This is a genomic window from Acinetobacter sp. YH12102 (assembly GCF_013419125.1).
Classification (GTDB): domain Bacteria; phylum Pseudomonadota; class Gammaproteobacteria; order Pseudomonadales; family Moraxellaceae; genus Acinetobacter; species Acinetobacter pseudolwoffii.
Map to the genome: position 1 here is coordinate 93291 of NZ_VPAS01000002.1, position 20560 is coordinate 113850.

Sequence of the window (20560 nt, forward strand, 5' to 3'; positions counted from 1 at the left end):
TAAATAAGTTTTAATCAGTCTAAAGGACTCAAAATCTGAATGTTAGACGACTAAAGGTTAATTCTGTAACTCGTTATAAAGAAAAAGGACTGTCTGTTCATTGACCGTCCTTTTTCTGTGATGCGATTAGTCTGATTCTAACTTAGAATGCGAAATGTTCTGCATCCAGGTTCATCAATGGCTCTACACCTGTTGCGATCACGTCAACATGTGAACGAACGCGTGGCAGGATTTTCTTGAAGTAGAAGCGTGCAGTGGTCACTTTGGCATTGTAGAAGTCAACTTCAGTGGTGCCAGCAGCCAGTTGCTCTTGAGCAACCAGTGCCATACGTGCCCATAGGTAAGCCAGGGTGACATAACCAGAGAAGTACAGGTAATCGACCGCAGCTGCACCGACTTCTTCAGGGTTTTGCATCGCACGCATACCAATTTGCATGGTCAGGTCGCCCCATTCCTTGTTCAAGGCAGCCAATGGCTCAACGAATTCTTTCATTGCAGCATTGTCTTTGTGCGCTTCAGCAAATTTGTGGATCATCTTGGTGAAGTCTTTCAACATCGCACCTTGAGTACCCAACACTTTACGACCTAACAAGTCCAGCGCCTGAATTTCAGTGGTACCTTCGTACAAACAGGCAATACGTGTATCACGTACGATTTGCTCCATGCCATGCTCAGAAATAAAGCCATGACCACCGAAGACCTGCACACCGTGTTTCGCAGCTTCAGAACCGGTTTCAGTCAGGAATGCTTTTGCGATTGGGGTAAGTAGAGACAAGATATTGTCTGCAAATTTACGATCGGCTTCTTCTACAGCATGTTCAACCACGTCCGCATATTGCGCCAACAGGTAAACCAGTGCGCGACCTGCTTCAGCATATGCTTTTTGGGTTAGCAGCATGTTACGTACAGCTGGATGCACAATGATTGGATCTGCTTCTTTTTCCGGGTTTTTAGGGCCAGACAGTGAACGCATCGCCAGACGGTCTTTGGCGTAGGCAAGTGCACCCTGGAAAGAACCTTCAGACGCTGCCAGACCTTGTACTGCCGTACCGATACGTGCGGTGTTCATGAAGGTGAACATGCAGTTCAGACCACGGTTTTCAGGGCCAATCAGGAAGCCTTTCGCGTTATCGAAGTTGATCACACAGGTTGCGTTACCGTGGATCCCCATTTTATGTTCGATTGAACCACAACGTACGCCATTGCGATCGGCAATAGAGCCATCGGCATTCAGGTTGAACTTCGGTACGATGAATAATGAAATACCTTTGGTGCCTTTCGGTGCGCCCGGTAAACGTGCCAGTACGATATGGATGATGTTTTCAGCCATGTCGTGTTCACCCGCAGAGATGAAGATTTTCTCGCCAGAAATGGCGTAGCTGCCATCTGCTTGAGGCTCGGCTTTGGTACGGATAATACCCAGGTCAGAACCTGCATGCGACTCGGTCAGGCACATGGTACCCGTCCACTCACCTGAAACCAGTTTAGGCAGGTAAGCATCTTTTTGTTCAGCTGAACCGTGGTGTTCTAAAGTACGAACCGCACCGTGAGACAGGCCAGGGTACATGCCCCATGCCCAGTTCGCAGTACCGATCATTTCAGAGATGGTAATCCCTAAAGAGTTCGGTAAGCCTTGACCGCCATACTGTTCTTCAGCAGAAAGTGAAGGGAAGCCCAGCTCGATGTATTTTTGATACGCTTCTTTAAAGCCTGTTGGTGTAGTCACCACGCCGTCATTCCAGGTACAACCTTCACGGTCGCCCGCCTGGTTAATCGGAGAGAGTTCATTTTCACAGAAATCAGCCGCAGCTTCTAAATACTGATCTACCAGTTCACGGCTTACGTTTTCTTGGAATGCAGGGAGATTTGCATAGTGTTGTTCAGCATTTAATAATTCATGCAACACAAATTGCATATCACGTAAAGGCGCTTTGTATTGTGGCATATCGGTTTCCTCAATACTGGTTTAACCAGCGTTATAATCTTAGATGAACTAAAAACGTATCTTCACTGACACGGTTTGGAATGATTCTAATCCTGCAACATCTTCCCCTGCGGTACAAGCTTTTCAGGGGGATTTCTTGGTGACTGTAAAGTCAAAGATTAATATGCATGACGTATTAAACATATTGAGTATAAAGGCTTTAGTCATATTTTGTATGATACGAATAGTCAACTATCCAGGGTAAATAGCACCCAATAAAAAAGCACCCGAAGGTGCTTGTCGTGAATCATTGATTCCTATGCATTAATAGGCAGATGTTTTGGGCTGGAAACGAACATGACATTGACCATTCACTGTTTGTTCACCTGCTTTGATCTGTGCAGCAGTACCATCTTTCTTGCCTTGACAGGCTTGCAGCATCGCTTGTTGTTGTGCCTGACGCTGAGCCAGACGTTGATCAAACTGTTTGGTCAATTCTGCACGTTTTGCATCAGTTAATGCTTCACCGCGCATCATGCCGCCACGGACATCGGCACGCATCGGGCGATGTTCACCTTTCATGCCGCGGTGTTCGCCGCGCTGGCCTTGCATGTTTTTACGATCGGCTTTAAAAACGATAGTACAGCTGCCATCAATGGTTTTATCACCGGCCTTGATTTGAACCGCTGAACCTACGGCTTTATTGTCACAGGCCTGTTGCAGCTGTTTGGCAAATTGCAGACGTTCCGCACGCTTTGCTTTAAACTGCTCGCGCTGTTCAGGTGAAAGATGATGCTGTTTTTTACCCTCATGATGATGTTTCATCATTTGGCGATGCTCATTGTTCGGTACATTACTGGTAGATTGACAGGCAGTCAAAGCACCCATAGAAAGAACACTGGCACTGATTAAGGCTATTTTTGTCATGGCTTGCATTGTATTTATTCCCGTCAAGAACCTGATTTTATGTCAGGTAAAGATTAAACAATAAAGATGAAGAAACAATGAAGAGTTTTTTGATGCCATGTTCGCTACAATAATGAATATAGAAGAAAAATTGAGATTTCTGTTTTGAACATTCGCCGTATTCCGATTGCATTACGTCTATTTTTGACTGTACTGTTGACCACGCTGGTTATTACCACAGTGAGTCTGGGTGTACTGCATCTGAATATGCAGCGTAATTTCGCCCGCTATGTGGCTGATGTCGAAATGCAGAAACTGGATTATGTGATTAAAAATCTGGCGGATGTCTATGCGGTGTATCAGGACTGGGGCAATGCGATTCAGGCCCAGATTCTACAAATGGAAGGGGAGGCTGCGCCAGATGATTATGACCGTTTATCACGCTGGTGGCTACGCCGTCAGTATGATATTGCCTTGCAGCAGCGCTATTTTCAGGAACAGACCCTGGTTCAAGTCGCACCCAGTATGGTCGATCCGGCTTTGCCACCGCGTCAGGTCAATGAAGAAGAGTTACGCCTCCTGGCTTCCAATCTACCCTCGCAGTTTCAGCCCTTTGAAGGCCTAAAATTCCCGCTGAGTTCCAATCAGAATCTGTTTAGAACTGACCGTAAGAATGGCGAACAAGCAGCACAGCAGCCGACCGGCAAGAAGCAGTTTATCCAGATGCCGGACCGTCTTGGTCTCAGTTCACGTCTTTCGCTGTATGATGCAAAACGTCGTTTTGTGGTCGGTGAGGCTTCAGATGAGCAGATTTCCTATCGTCCGATTATGGTGAATAATCAGATTGTCGGCTATTTGGGCTTAAAGCCGGTTCTGGATCAGGATGATGCCTTAAGTATTAATTTTTTTAGTAATCAAAAGCGTTATTTATTTTTGGTCTATGCGCTCAGTATTTTGGCCAGTCTGATTGCCTCCTTGTTATTGGCGACTTATTTCAAGAAACCAATTCAACGTTTGCTGAATGGTACGCGTGCTCTGACCCAAGGCAATTATCAGTATCAGGTCAAAGTCAACCGCAATGATGAATTGGGTGATTTGTCCAATGAATTAAATGCCTTGGCTGTGATTCTGGATCAGCATGAAACCTCACGCCGTCAATGGGTGGCAGATACCTCACATGAATTGAAAACGCCACTAGCAGTCTTACAGGCACAGATTGAAGCGATGCAGGATGGGATTCGTAAACCCACCCCTGAACATTTTGCTTCCATGCTGGCGCAGGTCACCAGCCTGAAAAAACTGACACAGGATCTGGCCGCATTGGCACAGGCCGATGCGCAGCAATTGCAATTTTACTTCTCGACGGTGAATCCGTGGGAGGTGGTACAGCAGGAACTGATCAACTTCCAGCCAAACTTTGAACAGGCTAAATTGACGGTCACCGCAAATGGCGAAGATACTGAGTTAAATCTGGATCTGGACCGCTTTAAACAGATTGTGGCCAACTTGCTGAGTAATAGTATTCGCTATACTGAAGCGGGTGGGCAGGTGCATATTCATAGCACGCAGGATGAGAAAGAATGGACCTTATATGTCGATGACAGTCCATTTGGTTTGAGCGATGAGCAACTGGCGCGGATTGGCGAGCGTTTCTACCGTGTCGATGATTCGCGTACCCGGGCGACTGGCGGAACTGGGCTTGGTTTGGCATTATCATGTAAAATTACGCAGGCGCTGGGTGGCAGCTTAAGCTTTGCGCATTCACCACTCGGTGGTTTACGCTGCAAACTGAGTTTTCCTAAACAAATGAAACCCTAAAGGAAATATATTGATGAAACATGTCATGCTGGTTGAAGATGAAATCGAACTTGCACAATTGGTGCGAGACTATCTGGAAGCTGCTGGTTTTGAGGTCAGTATGTTTCATGATGGGCAGGAAGCATATAACAGTTTTACCCAGCGTAAACCAAGTCTGATGATTCTGGACTTGATGGTGCCGCGTATGGACGGCCTGACCATTTGCCGTAAGGTACGTGAACAGTCAGACTTGCCGATTATTATGGTAACCGCGCGTACTGAAGAAATTGACCGTGTGTTGGGTCTGAATATGGGTGCAGATGATTATCTGTGTAAACCATTTAGTCCAAAAGAGTTGGTTGCACGGGTACAGGCAGTCTTACGTCGTCTGGACCGTAAATCAGAACCGGAAAGTAATGATCTGTTCCGTATGGATAAATCCCAACAGCGTATCTGGTATCAACAAAAGGCCTTGAATCTGACCCCGACTGAATTCCGTTTACTGGAGTTATTCCTGGAACATGTCGGGCAGGTCTATTCACGTGCGCAATTGCTGGATCATATCAATCCAGACAGTTTTGATGTCGCGGATCGCGTGATTGACAGTCATATCAAGAATTTGCGCCGTAAAATTTCGGATGCTGCTGAAACCGGCAACCGTCATGAGTGGATTCAGGCGGTCTATGGTGTTGGCTACCGTTTTGAATATCCTGAAGACTGAGTCTAAGGCAATGAAAAAAGCGAATCCGGAAGGGTTCGCTTTTTTATACTTTGAAAATAATTTTGGCTACACAAACTCGTGGAACATTGCTTAATCAATGAGCATGAAACGGTAAAAATCACTAAAAAACCTAATTAATGGTGATAGTGTTTTTAAAATAAACTTAAAATTTTGAATTATATAAATAAAAAATATGATTTCATATAGGGTGTATTGTGTTAATTTTAGGGAAAATAAATAATTATTACTTTAAGGCCCACTACCTAATTCTGTAATGAGCCAATTAGAGTTAGGATTCTTTTGCATAATATTAATAAAGAAAATATAGTCTCCGGGCGGATTTCCGGCATCATCCGTATGTACTATTTTTAATTTAATCATCAATGAAATAATTTTATAGAATTGTTGATAGTATTCAGGTCTATATTTTGCTGAGTCATAGTCAACTTTTATAATTTCTAAAATTTTTGCCTCTTTGAAAAAGTGGACTCTTTTAGGACTTTGCATTTGCAAATATAGTTGTCTATCAGGCCAAACATTCTTTAGTGCTGATTTCAAATCTCCCATGGAAAGCGAATTTAAGAAAAAAACTGTTGTCTGTTTAGCCACCTCTTTGTCATGAACAGTTTTTTGTTTATACGAGATCAAGCCTAAAAAAAAGCATAGAAATATAAGCAAGATTCCTATTTTTATAAATATTCTAGATCCTGTCATTTCACTTTCATCTTTCGAAAAAATAAGTAGCAGGCTAAGAGACACCCAAGCCAAAACAAATAATCAATAAAAAAATTGAAAAAAACAAATTGATCTAATCCTATAAGAATATTTAAAGGATCGATGGCTATACTACCGACTGGAGATATTTCACCATCTACTAAGAACTGTAGAGGAAATCCTCCGGCTATGACTTTAACCTTTGCAACTTCATCTATTCCTGTGCGTTCAACCAATATATATTTCTGATAAAACAAAGATAAATAAGTCAAAATAAATGCTAAACAATTAAAATAGATTATTTTTTTCATAAAAAATTCTTTAACTTTGAAATCAGTTAAAAATAACCAATAAGACAAACCTGGAAATAGAGCCATAAGAATAGTCCAAGTATCGGTATACATCTTCCACCATTCTTTCGAAATTTCTCCTGTATGACTCCACCCTAAAAGAACAAAAAATGGTGTAGCAATAATTAGAGAACTAATACAGATGGTCAGCAAGTTAAGGAGGCTATAGCGATTTAAAAGAATTGAAAACATGAAGCTGAAAGGTACAGTTAAAATACAATAAGCTAAGTAAACAAGAGCATGTCCTACAAAAATCACAAAAATTGAATATAGGCTGTATTCACGATTCATTATGATAAAGAACAATGCTGCAAAGAAAAGTAATGGTAGCGGAGCAAGTAATAACGCTTTTACTATTTTTTCTTTTGAGTATTTCACTAATTTAACTCTCTTTTTTAATCAATAAATATTAACACTATACTGATTTTCTTAGAGATCCTTGCCAAATTTAATATAATGGCTGTTATACGAAATATTGCTCAAAATTATGATGCATTCAGAGGATAGTATGTTGTTTAGATTGTGGATAACGCTTAAATTATCCACAGTTTTTGTTTTTGATGTGAATAAATTAAGACGAACAACTCACCATCACTTCCGGTACATCACTTGGCAATGGTGCTAAATCTTCAGCATGTTCCAGATCTGGCTGTTTCAGATAAGGCTGGCTGAGCAATTTAAACAAACGATCGACTTCGGAAAAATCATCACGCTCTGCCCGTTCAATGGCTTTCTGTGCCATGTGATTGCGCAGAATGTAATGCGGATTGGCTTGCTTCATGGCGGCATCCAGTTCTTCAATATCCTGATGTGCACGAATAGTTTCATATTGTGTCAGGAAAGCTTCAAACTGACGGCGATCCAGACAATCATCTTTAATAGCGTCATAGTCTTTATTTTGCAGGCGGATAAAACTCTGGGTGTAATCCAGTTGCTCACTTTGCAAGATTCGTAAAAATGCCATCGCACAGTCAAAACTGTCTTTATGGAAACCTGGTAAACCCATTTTCTGGTTTAAACCGTGTTTGTAATGTTCCAAGAATGTCGGCTCATAATGTTCCAGACAGCCGGCCAGATCCTGTTTCCATTGTTCTTTGTCATAATTCACAGGGCAGAGGGGAACCAGATTGTTTAACCATTGCCACAAGTTCCAGTGCCCGATACTTGGTTGTTGCTGATAGGTATAACGCCCCTGATAATCCGAATGGTTATTGATCCAGTTCGGACGGAAGCGTTCCATAAAGCCATAAGGACCAAAGTCCAAAGTCGAGCCGGTAATATTCAGATTGTCAGTATTCATCACGCCATGTGCAAAACCAACCAGTTGCCATTTGGCAATCATGACGGCAGTGCGCTGAATAACTTTGGTGGCAAAGCTCAGAATCGGCTGTTCGGCTTGCAGGCATTCCGGATAATGCCATTCAATACATTTCTGGGTAAATTCAGCCAGCAGATCCGACTGATACTGATTGATCCATTCAAAATGCCCGAAACGAATATGACAGTCTGAGGTACGTAACATCATTGCACCGGGTTCGAGCTTTTCGCGTTGAATGCCTTGCGTTGAGGAAGTAAAGCCAACCGCATTGCTCGACGCTACACCCAAAGAATTTAAAGCATGACCCGCCAGATATTCACGAATCACTGAACGCAGCACTGCACGCCCATCACCCATACGCGAATAGGGCGTTGCACCCGCACCTTTTAAATGCAGGTCAATAGTCTGACCTTCCTGATCAAGGATCTGTGCAATTAACAGGCCGCGACCATCTCCCAATTGTCCAGCCCATTGACCAAACTGATGACCTGCGTAGACCATGGCCAAGGGTTGAAACTCAGCAAAGACTTTCTGACCACTACACATCTCGACCCATTGCGCTTTGTCTTCATCTGACCATTGCAGTTGTTCTGCCAAAGCTACGTTAAAATGCCCGGCTTTTGCGCCTTTCAACGGTAGCGGAACTTGATGGTGGTAAAGGGCAGCAGGAAGGGTTTGATAACGAGAGTTAAAATACATGGCACTTAGTACAGGCTTGGAATACCTTGACTATAACAAAGTTGCCTGTAGAAAACTGTTGTATAAACGAGAGTTCAAGTTATCTTTCAGACATAAAAAAAGCCCCGATTGGGGCTTTTTTGTGAGCAGTTTTATTAAGATACTGCTGATTTTTTCAAATTACGAACCAGTAAATTCAAGGTTGCCCGGTGATGGGATAAACGCTGTTCAACCAGCTGGAATTCAACTTTCAGTTTGTCATCCATCTGGTGAATTTTTTCTGCCATAGAAGCCTTTTTCACCTGAATTTCTTGCTCTTTTAGTTTGGCCCAGTCATTTAAGGTTTGGGTAAAGGCATCATATTCCTGTGCAATCTTGGTTTTCACAGTAATGATGTCTTCAGAAACATCATGGCCATAGACCGCAAGATCCTGTTCAGCATATTTAAACTTCATTGCCAGTTCCGCTTTTTTGATATTAAAGCTAGGAATACGACGTAAGTTTTTGGCTAAACCCAGTTTAGAACAGGTCCAGATCAACCATTTGGTTGGATCGTATTGCCACCATTTCACGCCATTACGGTAATCGTACTGGAAAATGTGGTGATAGTTATGATAACCCTCACCCCAGGTGGCAATCGCAAGTACGAAGTTGTCACGTGCAGTGTTCTCGTCGGTATAAGGACGATTGCCCCACATGTGACACAGCGAGTTGATGAAGAAAGTCACATGATGGCTTAGGATTAAACGCACTAATCCACCCAGCAGCAAGACTCCCCAGACATCGCCGACTGCCCAGCCAATTGGAAGCAAAATAGCAGCATGAACGGCAATCACTAATGGAATATAGTATTTGTCCTGAAACATGACGACTTTGTCTTTTAACAGATCTGGCGCATTTTTATAGTTTGCCACACCTGATGGATAATCACGTAACATCCAGCCGATATGTGCATACCAGAAACCTTTGTTGATCGAGTACGGATCTTGATCCACATCATCGACATGACGATGATGAGTACGGTGACCAGATGCCCAGAACAAGATACTATTCTGTACAGCAAATGTACCCATAATCATTAAGATGATTTTTAATGGTAGAGTGGCTTCATAAGCACGATGTGCCCACAGGCGATGGTATCCTGCTGTAATGCCAAGGCTGCTTACGCCCAGTAAAACAAACATGCTGATCCAAGCGGCGGCGCTAAAATCATGGTGATACGCATATAACGGAATTGCAATCAGGGCGACAATGGGTAATAACACCAATGCAAACACCGCAATCCAGTTAATGGGGGCTTTGGGTAAGGGAGCATTCATCTCCAACAGCACTCCTAGAACCTCGGAAGGTTTAACAAAAAGCAGAAACCACTGTTGATTTTAACAGCAGCCTATCTTGTTTATATTAGCATGTGGCCTATAGCATCACTAGCATTATTGTACGGTTGTATTGTACTTGTCAGTAACAGGATAAGTAGGGCAAAAACGACCATTTTGCCAGTCTAGACGGGGCTTGATTTCCGACTAAGTGACTGAGGATTATCGGTCTTTTAGACTATTTAATTGGGCTAATATTAAGCGATTTAACTGTTCATCATTTCTACAATATTGCCAGAAAATTTGCAGAATATATCTCATAGAAAATTAATTTAACATTCAAGTCGAATCAATCTAAAAGTCAGACACGCTTTAATAGCTTGACATGAAATCGAGCTGTCTTAAATAAAACGATTTGAACTGATCAATAATCAGGGTGTTTTTTAGAGTTGCTGCAGCATCAGTTTTGGGTAATCGGTAATTAGCCCTTGAATTCCCCAATCACGCAGCTCTTTGGCTCGGCTCACATCATTGACCGTCCAGACACTGATATTTAATTCAGCAGCCTGGGTGGCCTGAATCAGGTCTTTGCTGGCCAGCTCATTCATCCAGCCAATATGACAGCAATCCAGTTCTAGCGCCTGATCAATCGCTTGATATTTTAGGTCGGTTTCGATGAGTAAACCGCGTTTTAGCCGGGAATTTTGCTGTTTGAAGGCTTGCAGGACTTTGGCATCAAAACTGGTAATGATGGCCGCCTGCTCATAGCCTTGCAGTTGCTGTGCAACGCCCAGTGCAATTTTCTCAGCCGCAGCTTCGGAATCGACACTTTTGATTTCGACTTCAATATGCTCAAAGTCTCGAATGACATTTAAGGTCTGATTTAAAAGGGGAGTGGCTTCGACTTTATTCCAGTCTGACCAGGTCACAGCATGATTATAGTGTGCAAGATCTTGACGATTGCATTCATATAAATGCTTTTGCAAACCTGTGGTTCGCACAAAATCATCATCATGCATGATGATTAAGGCATTGTCTTTGAGCTGACGCACATCAAACTCAACGGCGCGAATACCGATGTCTTGAATATATTGAAAACCGCCTAGGGTATTTTCAGGGGCTTCGCCACGTGCACCACGATGACCAATTATGCGCATAGACTGCCCATAAATTGAGAAGTTGATTTCATTGTATGCGTGCTATGTGACAAAAAGATGATAAGGCTTATTGTCGTCAGATGCACTGTAAAATCAAGATACATCTGACGCGTATTTTTAGATTTAGAATCAAGAAATAATTCTAGTTTTCGATGCTGTCATTGATATTTTTTTGCCACAGCACTTCTGAACCGCCCTCGCTGCGTTGCAAGGTGCGCGATGCTACAAATAGCCAGTCTGATAAACGGTTCAGCAGTTGTAGCGACGCTGCCTGAATATTCTGGTCGCGAGAGTGGACTGACATCACGCTACGTTCTGCCCGGCGGCAGACTGCGCGCGCCTGATGGGCAAAGCTGCAGACTAAAGTGCCAGCAGGCAGAATAAAGTCTTTGAGCATTGGCAAGGCTTCATTCATACGGTCGATATCATTTTCTAAAAAATCAATCGACACAGGTTGTACCAGATTAAAACCCGGAATACACACTTCACCACCGAGATCAAATAACCAGTGTTGAATCAGGCTTAAAGATTTGTCCCAAGTGGCTTTATCTTCAATCGTGCTTGCTGAAATCTGTGCACGTAATACACCAATCACGGCATTGAGTTCATCCACATCACCGAGCGCATCAATACGTAAATCGTCTTTGGCAACGCGAGAACCATCACCCAAACCTGTGGTGCCTGAATCGCCTGTGCGGGTATAAATCTTACTTAAACGGTGACCCATGTGATTTCCTTGATTTTTAAATGCTGTAAATAAAAAGCATCATGCCATAGGCATGACATGATGCTCAAAAGTATTTATTGAAACGCTGAACTTAGTATGTAAAGGTTACACCGGCAGAAGCGAGGCGACCGCCGTTGATATAGAAAAGATCATCTCCGTATGATGCGGTTTCAAATTTTACATCACCAATATTGTCGATATTAGTGAAAAGTTTGACAGATGGATTTACATTCCAATACGCATTCAAATCAATCGTTGCGTAACCAGCAACTTTTGAATTGTCTTTAGGTGCTGATTTGGATGATACCGATGTGCTAATGCCATAAACTGAATTTTGTAATCCAGCTGTCAAGGTTAGGCTTTGACGAGGACGACGAGCTAATTCCTTATGAATCTCTTCATTTGTAGCTTTCACATAGTTGTGTGAAAGTTTTGCAAACAGTTGATCTTGTTCCCAATGAACGTAGCTTTCGATACCCTCAAATTTTGCTTTACTCACGTTGTCAATGATGTAGCCATTTTTATCATTATAATCAATGAGGTTTTTCACTTGGTTAGTATACGCAGACAAACCAGTGGTAAATCCAAGAGGGAGCTTCTGATCAATACCGAATTCAAAAGATGCACTTTCTTCAGGTTTTAAATTTGGATTGCCATAATAGTTAACATAGAGCTCATTTAAGTTAGGTGCTCTAAATGCTGTGCCCCAATTAGTGTAAATACTTGTGTTTTTCAATATTTGATAGCGAGCTGCCACCTGACCGACGGTATGCGTGCCAAATTGGTCATTGTCTTCTACACGAATACCAATTTGAGTATTTAAACCGTGATTGCTGTATTGGTGCTGAATATAATAACCTTGTGAATCAACGTCTCCTTTATATGGAGATCCGCTAGAAATAGCATCGGCTTTGGTATTTTGGAAAGTGGTACCTAATAGGATGTTTTGGTGAGCTGGTAAAATGACTTTCGTGTATAGGTCAGCTTCTTGGGTTTTACTATTTACAAAATCTTTTGAATCTAATTGATCACTTTCATCTTTAAATTGAGATAAACGTGCATTTAATTCAAGTTGATCAGAAAGTTTATATTTTGCTTTCACATTGATACTTTCATTTTTGAAATCGACAGCGTTATTTTTTAAATTTAAAAATGCATAAGAGGGAGCTGATGCAAAAACACTTGAAACATAAGTGGATTGACCTTCGTTTTGTGCATAATCCAAAGAAAGAGCGACTTGCTCATCTTCAAAACCAAATTTAGTACTAAAACCTTTTTGTTCGAAATCACCAGTTTTAATATCAGATTGCTCAGCGTTGGTCACTTGAGTTCCATCTGATTCTAGGCGTTGACCACGAATTTGGGCATAAAACCCATTTTCAGCGAGGTCAGCACCGACAATAGATTTATAAGTTTTATTTTCACCAACTTCACCTGTAACAAATACACCTGTTTTTTCAGGAGTTTTAGAAACAAGCTGTACGACCCCACCAATAGCATTCGTACCATATAAAACTGAAGCAGGACCTTTAAGTATTTCGATTTGTTTGAGGTCTGTTGTATCAATATATGCTAGAGATGCAACACCACTTGTTGCACTATTAAGTTTCACACCATCACGTAAAACAAGAGTGTGTGTTGAATTTGTGCCTCTTAGGAAAATAGATGATTGTTGACCATAGCCACCTGACTGCACCATATTTAGAGATGCTTCATTACTTAATAAGTGTGGTAATGAGGCTAAGGGAGATTGCTCAAGAATTGCAGGCTCAATAATCGAAATACGCGCGGGTACATCTTTGATATTTTGTTCACTACGAGAAGCAGTCACCACAATGGTATCCAAAGATGCTTTTGCAACTTTTTGCTCGGCAGCAAAAACAGATGAAGTGGTACCCAACGCAAGTGCGATCGCACCTACCAAGGCAGTAGGTTGAAATTGAATAGACATGAAATGCTCCATACATTCACTTCCCCGTGAATGATTGGGTGATAGAACACAACAAGCAGGTTTCCGGACTTAAATGTGCAAAGTACAGGCTTTGCTGTCTATCCACCTTCCCACATCAAGATGCAGTGGTGTAAACCGAAGCGGTTTATTTGATAGACGTTTCATTTTTACCGTTGCGGGGGCAGTGCTGGATTTACACCAGCTTCCCTAAAGCAGGAGGCTGCTTTGGCTCGTTGCAAGATGGGCGCAGTATAAAGTTTGTATGCCTTATACACAATCTACAGCAAGAATAATCCGGATGAACTTTACGCAAGCCGGAAAAATTGCATTACAATGATTTGCCCCAATCTTATAGATTGTTCAAGACATTGGTAGATCTAGAGCCAGAATAATATGCGAACCCGTGCCAAAATTTGTGGAATCACCCGAGTCGAAGATGTTCATGCTGTGGTGAACGCAGGTGCAGATGCGATAGGATTCGTATTTTATCCACCGAGTCCCCGAGCTGTTACAGCCGCTCAAGCTGCTCAACTGGTTCAAGCCATTGCACCTTATGTGCAAGTGGTTGGACTGTTTGTGAATCATTCAGCTAATGAGATTCAGGATATCTTGCAAACGGTTCATCTTGATATTGTGCAATTCCATGGTGATGAAACGCCGGAACAATGTCAGACAATCGCTCAACAGGTCGGACGCCGCTGGTACAAGGCCATTCAGGTCAAACCTGATCTTGACGTAGTTGTAGAAATTCAACGTTATCAAGATGCTGGCGCGAGTGCAGTGCTGTTAGACGCATGGCATCCTGATCTGAAAGGTGGTACGGGCCACAGCTTCGATTGGGAGACATTTCCCAAACTTGATATTCCCTTGATCTTGGCAGGCGGTTTAAATCCTGACAATATCGAACAGGCAATTCTCACCACACAGGCCTATGCCGTAGATGTGAGTGGCGGTGTCGAGTCCGCAAAAGGTATTAAAGACCAACAACTCATAGAACGCTTTATGCAAGGAGTCCATCGTGGATCAGCAAAGTACTAGCCAGAACAGTCAGGCAGTTGACTATACCCAATTCCCGGATGAACGCGGGCATTTCGGTATTCATGGCGGACGTTTTGTGTCAGAAACACTCATGGCGGCTTTAGAAGACTTGGAAAAGCTCTACTTCCGTATGAAAGATGATGCACAGTTTTTGGCAGAATTTGACCGTGATCTGGCGTTTTACGTCGGTCGTCCGAGTCCTTTATATCATGCTGAACGATGGTCGAAAGAGTTGGGTGGTGCGCAAATTTATCTGAAACGTGAAGACCTGAACCATACCGGTTCGCATAAGGTCAACAACACTATTGGTCAGGCCTTGCTTGCAAAATTGTCAGGTAAAAAGCGTATTATTGCCGAAACAGGTGCCGGTCAGCATGGTGTAGCAACCGCCACAATTGCAGCACGTTTAGGTCTTGAGTGCGTGGTATTTATGGGCGCTGAAGATGTCAAACGTCAGGCCATGAACGTGTACCGTATGCGTTTGCTCGGTGCGACAGTTGTGCCTGTACAAAGTGGCTCTAAAACCTTGAAAGATGCCATGAACGAAGCCATGCGTGACTGGGTAACCAATGTCGATTCAACTTACTATGTGATTGGTACCGTGGCAGGCCCACATCCATATCCGCAGCTGGTACGTGATTTCCAGTCGATTATTGGCCGTGAAGCACGCCGTCAGATTCAGGAGCAAGCTGGTCGTCTGCCTGATGCCTTGGTAGCCTGTGTTGGTGGTGGTTCCAATGCAATGGGCTTGTTCTATCCATTCCTGAACGATCAAGATGTGCAAATGTACGGTGTAGAAGCCGCGGGTTTGGGTATTGAAAGCGGTAAACATTCAGCGCCATTGAATGCCGGTCATGTCGGTGTACTGCATGGAAACCGAACTTACCTGATGTCTGATAAAGAAGGTCAGATCATTGAAACGCATTCAATTTCTGCCGGTCTGGATTATCCGGGTGTGGGGCCAGAACATAGCTTCCTGAAAGATATGGAACGTGTGAACTATGTACCGATCACGGACAATGAAGCCCTACAAGGCTTCCGTGACTTGACCAAGATTGAAGGGATTATTCCTGCACTGGAAAGTGCGCACGCGATGGCCTATGTGTCTAAACTTGCACCGACCATGGACAAGGATCAAATTATTATTGCGACGGTTTCAGGTCGTGGTGATAAGGACTTGATGACTGTAGCGCGTATTGATGGCGTGGAAATGGTTGAGATGTAATTTCCTTAAGTCCTCTCCTTTTAGGAGAGGGTTTGGGAGAGGTTGAATCTCACCAGAGATAAATAAAAAAATCGTGCCAGGTCTTCCTGGCACGATTTTTTATTGGATAAGCTTTAAATGAATAAACCCGCGTGCTCCCGATTGATCTTAACAATCTATAGATCTATTCGGGAGGAGTGTAATCTTTTAAGAAAACTCACTTTGCGCGCGTTCTTTGGCCCATTCGCGTAAAACAAATTTCTGCAATTTTCCGGTCGAGGTTTTTGGAATTTCGGTAATCACAACATCTTTAGGCACTTTAAAACGTGCCAGATGCTGTTTGCAGAATTCCATAATCTCTTCCGCTGTTGCAGTTTGTCCTGCTTTGAGTTCTACAAAGGCACATGGTACTTCCTGCCAGCGTGGATCCGGCTTGGCCACAACAGCTGCCGTTAAAATGGCAGGATGCTGATACAGCACTTCTTCGACTTCTAGTGAGGAAATATTTTCCCCTCCGGAAATAATCACGTCTTTAGATCGGTCAGTAATTTTGGCATAGCCATCAGGCTGACACACGGCCAGATCGCCGGTATGGAACCAGCCACCGGCAAAGGCTTCTGCGGTCGCTTCCGGATTTTTCAGATAACCTTTCATCACGATATTGCCACGGAACATGATCTCGCCCATGGTCTGACCATCATGCGGAACTTCCTGCATGGTGTCAGGATCAAGCACTTTCATACCATCTTGTAGCGGATAGGGGACGCCCTGCCGGGAATGCAGCTGCGCCTGTTCTTGAATAGACAGATCGCTCCAGCCGGCTTGTGACGCACACAGGGCAGAAGGACCGTAGGTTTCAGTCAAGCCATAGACATGCGTCACATTAATGCCAATATTGCGCATGCCTTCAATAATTGCAGCCGGTGGTGCAGCACCGGCCACCATCACTTCGACCCGATGGTCAATTTTGGTCTTTTTCTCTTCAGGGGTATTGATCAGCATTGACAGGACAATCGGTGCGCCACAGAAGTAATCGACTTTATGTTCAGCAATTAGTTTGAAAATCAGTTCGGCATCGACTTTACGCAGGCAGACGTTGGTTCCGCCGTTGGCCGCCATAGTCCAGGCGAAGCACCAGCCATTACAGTGGAACAGTGGCAGTGTCCATAAATAGGTGGCACGCGGCATCATGCCACAAGCAATGATATTACTGGCTGCGTTAATGTAGGCACCGCGGTGATGATAAACCACACCTTTGGGATTGCCGGTAGTTCCAGAGGTGTAACTTAAGCTGATGGCATCCCATTCATCTTGAGGCAAATGCCAGTCAAAATTTGCATCGCCTTGGGCAATCCAGTCTTCATATTCGATTTGACCAATACGGCTGTCTTCACCTTCAAACTCTGCATCGGCCACATCAATCACATAGATCTCTTGTGAAACCAGCGCCAGTGCTTCGGTCGCAAGTGCAGTAAATTCAGGGTCGACCAATAAGACTTTGCTTTCAGCATGTTCCAGCATAAAGGCGAGAGTCTTGGCATCCAGACGGGTATTTAAGGTATTGAGTACCGCACCTGCCATCGGCACAGCAAAGTGCGCTTCAATCATGGCAGGGACGTTAGGCAGCAGGACAGACACGGTATCATTTTTACCGATGCCTAATTTTTGGAGTTGGTTGGCAAACTGACGGCAGCGATTGTATTTTTCACGCCAGGTAATGCGGCGCTGACCATGAATAATCGCATTTTGATTCGGATAGATATAAGCTGCACGATCTAGATAGCGTAAAGGTGACAAGGCTACAAAATTTGCGGGGGTACGCGGTAATTCATCGTATGCGCTAACCATGGTAAAACTCCGTTGTATCGTTATTTTCATATCCTTTTGAAAAGATATGCACTTCTTCGAAATCTTGCATTTATGCTTTAGTCGAGTAAATTAATATAAATTTTAAGTCATTGAATATTAATTAAAATATTTAGCCCTATTTGATTTTTTTGAACCCGTGGGTTCCCATATTTGATTTTTTAGGTATTTTACTCTAATTGAGTCAGTAAAATAATATGAGCCAGAGAATAATAATGAAAATACAACAGGCGAATGCAGTCTGGCGAAACTGGTCAGGGAGTCAGCACAGCGCTCCTCAAGTTTTTCAGCCCAGAGAAATAAGCGAATTACAAGGTTTGGTGAAGTCACAGGCAAAGATTCGTGCAGTAGGTGCGGGGCATTCATTTAGTGCTTTGGCTAAAACCAATGATGTGCTGCTTCATCTCGATCATTTAAAAGGTGTGGTGGCTTTGGATGAGGCAAAAGTTCAATGTACCGTGCACGCTGGTACGCGTTTATATGATTTAGGTGAATATATTGCCCCGATCAATCAAGCTTTACCCAATCAGGGTGACATTGATCAGCAAAGTCTGGCGGGAGCGATTTCCACGGGAACGCATGGCACCGGCATCGATTTACCCTGTTTATCTGCTTTTGTGGACGGTTTTGAATTGCTGACTGCAGATGGAGAGCTGTTGCAATGTGATCATCAGCAGAATACCGAGATATTTCAAGCGGGGCGTGTGGCGTTAGGTAGTCTGGGGATATTGACCAAAATTACCCTGCAAAATCGTCCGCGCTATAAATTAAAAGAACAGATTCGGCTGTGTCCATTAAAAGAAGTATTTGCGCATATCGATCAATGGAAACATCAGCACCGGCATATTGAATTTTGGGCTTTTCTGCATGCCGATCAGGTCATGCTAAAAACCCTGGATGAAACGGAGGATGAAATTCAGCCAAGGCAGGAGAACTGGCCATCTGAAGATGCGTTATTGACTTTGTGTTCTGAATTGACCCGATTTATTCCTGCATCTAATCCTTATCTGCAAAAATTATTGGGTGTTTTTGTTAAACCGAGTTGTTATGTAGATTGGTCATCCCGGATTTTTCCGACTCCGCGTCAGACCAGATTTAATGAAATGGAATATCAGCTTCCGGTCGATTCCGGCTTGCAATGTCTGCAGGAGGTTTTAGCCACCTTAAGGAAGCAGAATGTGCCGATGTTTTTCCCGATCGAATTCCGTTATGTTAAAGGCGATGAGATCTGGCTGAGTCCTTTTTATCAGCGTGATTCGGTTTCGATTTCGATTCATCAATTTTATAAACAGGATTGCCGAGCTATTTTCGATCTGGTCGAGCCGATTTTTCAGAAATATCAGGGACGGCCACATTGGGGAAAGTTGCACAGCATGACAGCCGCTTCGCTGTGTGATCTTTACCCAAAATGGGATTATTTTATGAGATTGCGGCAGCAACTGGATCCGCAGCAAAAATGGCTTAATCCGCATTTACAGCAGTTATTTTTGTCTGAATAGCAGGAGCGAATTATGCAATCGAAGTATTTTCAGCAACTGACCCGAGATTTGCAGCAGCAGGGAACTGGTACATCGCAACTGATTCTGGATCTGGCTCAATATCAGCAGAATCTGGAGATTGTACAGGCAAAAATCCCTGCGCAGCTCAAGCCGCGTCTGGTGGTGAAGTCTCTAGCCAGTATCCAGCTACTCAAACTGGCCAGTGAAAAGCTGAATACCCGACGATTTATGGTATTTCATTTACCCCATCTTTTAGAAATGATGAGAGCATTTGAACAGGCCGATATCTTGCTAGGTAAGCCAATGCCGATTCATGCGGTACAAGGTTTTTATCAAAACGTTCCTGAACAAAATAAAGCAAATGATCAAAGCAATATTCAATGGCTGGTCGATGACATAAAACGCTTGAAGCAATATCTGCAATTCGCTCAAGAATCTAATCTTCAGTTAAATATCAATATTGAAATTGATGTCGGCTTACATCGTGGTGGGGTGAGTAGCCAGCAACAGTTAATAGCCTTACTCAAACTCATTCAGCAACATCCCGACGCTCTCAGGCTTTCGGGGTTGATGGGCTATGATGCACATGTCGCCAAATTGCCGAATATTTTGAAAAGCCCCGAAAAAAGTTATCAGCAATCGCAGCAGATTTATCAACAATATAAAAATACTATTCAGCAGCAATTCCCAGATTTATGGCGGGCAGATTTGTGTTTTAACGGTGGTGGCAGTCCGACCTTTATGCAGCATTGCCAGCAGAGTGTCTGTAATGATCTGGCTTTTGGCTCGATGCTGCTCAAACCCAGTGACTTCGATCTGGACAATTTATCCGCTTTAAAATGTGCGCTCTGGATTGCCACACCGATTTTGAAGGTATTGTCTTATAGCCAGATTCCGGGTCTGGAAATGCTGAATCATTTGCCGCATCGGCATAAAGCACTGTTTATCTATGGTGGCTATTGGCAGGCAGATTATATTTATCCTGAAAAAAGCCGGCCGCATCTGTTGTATGGTCGCAGTAGTAATCAGGAAATGCTTCAGGTACCTAGGCAATGCAATATTCATGTCAATGATTATGTGTTTTTAAGGCCGACACAAAGTGAAGCCATCATTCCACAATTTGCCCAGCTCTATGTTTATCGTGAGAGAACATTTATTGAGTGGCAGACTTTCCGGGAATAACCACATTTTGAATTAAGAGATGAGCCTAAGTCTTTAAAGATCAGGGAAAGATTTGGGGGTAAATCTGATTTTTATTGGGGAAAAGGTTTAATCATGCGGCCAAGCCGTGTAAAATTCGAATCGATTTTATTTATCCACCGTTTTTATCTTTTGAGGTTTTCCTCGATCATAATCTCGCGGTGACATGCTCCATGGTACGGGGCATCACTCCT

At 43.2% G+C, this 20560-nt stretch carries 16 protein-coding genes, 1 pseudogene and 1 riboswitch; of the genes and pseudogenes, 6 read left to right on the top strand and 11 right to left on the bottom strand.

Going from position 1 to position 20560, the window contains the following annotated elements:
- Positions 1-142 precede the first annotated feature (142 nt).
- Complete coding sequence (locus FTU42_RS02330; RefSeq protein ID WP_159138713.1) at positions 143-1945, bottom strand: acyl-CoA dehydrogenase C-terminal domain-containing protein; 1803 nt, start codon at positions 1943-1945, stop codon at positions 143-145.
- A 303-nt stretch (positions 1946-2248) separates the two neighbouring features.
- The gene (locus FTU42_RS02335; protein ID WP_100534591.1) at positions 2249-2860 is read right to left on the bottom strand and encodes a hypothetical protein; all 612 of its coding nucleotides are present in this window, start codon (positions 2858-2860) and stop codon (positions 2249-2251) included.
- A 135-nt stretch (positions 2861-2995) separates the two neighbouring features.
- Here FTU42_RS02335 and baeS point away from each other — a divergent pair, with 135 nt between their 5' ends.
- Both baeS and FTU42_RS02345 read left to right on the top strand, forming a co-directional pair.
- On the top strand, positions 2996-4648 hold the full coding sequence (gene baeS, locus FTU42_RS02340; RefSeq protein ID WP_159138715.1) for a sensor histidine kinase efflux regulator BaeS: 1653 nt from the start codon (positions 2996-2998) through the stop codon (positions 4646-4648).
- Positions 4649-4661: 13 nt separating this feature from the next.
- A complete protein-coding gene (locus FTU42_RS02345) occupies positions 4662-5348 on the top strand; it encodes a response regulator (protein WP_004278304.1) in 687 nt (228 codons plus the stop codon).
- A gap of 249 nt (positions 5349-5597) precedes the next feature.
- On the opposite strand, the gene FTU42_RS02350 is transcribed toward FTU42_RS02345, so the two are convergent.
- From FTU42_RS02350 to FTU42_RS02380, 8 genes and pseudogenes are all read right to left on the bottom strand, one after another.
- Complete coding sequence (locus tag FTU42_RS02350) at positions 5598-6062, bottom strand: hypothetical protein (RefSeq protein WP_005095764.1); 465 nt, start codon at positions 6060-6062, stop codon at positions 5598-5600.
- Positions 6059-6373 (bottom strand): hypothetical protein, encoded by a 315-nt coding sequence (locus FTU42_RS14745; protein WP_218945072.1) that lies wholly within the window; start codon positions 6371-6373, stop codon positions 6059-6061. Before FTU42_RS14745 ends, FTU42_RS02350 begins: the two co-directional genes overlap by 4 nt.
- A gap of 6 nt (positions 6374-6379) precedes the next feature.
- Positions 6380-6790 (bottom strand): annotated as a pseudogene (locus FTU42_RS14750) (hypothetical protein); the annotation flags it as partial.
- Positions 6791-6983: 193 nt separating this feature from the next.
- Entirely contained in the window at positions 6984-8429 is a 1446-nt protein-coding gene (locus tag FTU42_RS02360) for a YdiU family protein (protein ID WP_180075554.1), read from the bottom strand.
- Between the two features lie 134 nt (positions 8430-8563).
- The gene (locus tag FTU42_RS02365) at positions 8564-9727 is read right to left on the bottom strand and encodes an acyl-CoA desaturase (RefSeq protein WP_005095770.1); all 1164 of its coding nucleotides are present in this window, start codon (positions 9725-9727) and stop codon (positions 8564-8566) included.
- A 440-nt stretch (positions 9728-10167) separates the two neighbouring features.
- Positions 10168-10881: a glycerophosphodiester phosphodiesterase gene (locus FTU42_RS02370; RefSeq protein WP_005095772.1), complete on the bottom strand. Its 714-nt coding sequence runs from the start codon at positions 10879-10881 to the stop codon at positions 10168-10170.
- Between the two features lie 142 nt (positions 10882-11023).
- Entirely contained in the window at positions 11024-11608 is a 585-nt protein-coding gene (locus FTU42_RS02375) for a cob(I)yrinic acid a,c-diamide adenosyltransferase (RefSeq protein ID WP_005172582.1), read from the bottom strand.
- A 91-nt stretch (positions 11609-11699) separates the two neighbouring features.
- Positions 11700-13559 (bottom strand): TonB-dependent siderophore receptor, encoded by a 1860-nt coding sequence (locus tag FTU42_RS02380; protein ID WP_159138717.1) that lies wholly within the window; start codon positions 13557-13559, stop codon positions 11700-11702.
- A gap of 36 nt (positions 13560-13595) precedes the next feature.
- Positions 13596-13808, bottom strand: a riboswitch (cobalamin riboswitch).
- 144 nt (positions 13809-13952) lie between these two features.
- Here FTU42_RS02380 and FTU42_RS02385 point away from each other — a divergent pair.
- Positions 13953-14597: a phosphoribosylanthranilate isomerase gene (locus FTU42_RS02385; RefSeq protein WP_159138718.1), complete on the top strand. Its 645-nt coding sequence runs from the start codon at positions 13953-13955 to the stop codon at positions 14595-14597.
- A complete protein-coding gene (trpB, locus tag FTU42_RS02390) occupies positions 14578-15822 on the top strand; it encodes a tryptophan synthase subunit beta (RefSeq protein WP_005095779.1) in 1245 nt (414 codons plus the stop codon). Before FTU42_RS02385 ends, trpB begins: the two co-directional genes overlap by 20 nt.
- A 186-nt stretch (positions 15823-16008) precedes the next feature.
- Here the strand turns inward: trpB and FTU42_RS02395 are convergent, their stop codons facing one another.
- Positions 16009-17649 carry an acyl-CoA synthetase gene (locus FTU42_RS02395; protein WP_159138719.1) on the bottom strand — a complete coding sequence of 547 codons (1641 nt, stop codon included), beginning with the start codon at positions 17647-17649 and terminating at the stop codon, positions 16009-16011.
- 233 nt (positions 17650-17882) lie between these two features.
- Between FTU42_RS02395 and FTU42_RS02400 the strand changes: the two genes are divergently transcribed.
- Together FTU42_RS02400 and FTU42_RS02405 are read left to right on the top strand one after the other, a co-directional pair.
- A complete protein-coding gene (locus FTU42_RS02400) occupies positions 17883-19166 on the top strand; it encodes a D-arabinono-1,4-lactone oxidase (RefSeq protein WP_180072058.1) in 1284 nt (427 codons plus the stop codon).
- 12 nt (positions 19167-19178) lie between these two features.
- The gene (locus tag FTU42_RS02405) at positions 19179-20348 is read left to right on the top strand and encodes an alanine racemase (RefSeq protein WP_159138721.1); all 1170 of its coding nucleotides are present in this window, start codon (positions 19179-19181) and stop codon (positions 20346-20348) included.
- Positions 20349-20560: the final 212 nt, after the last annotated feature.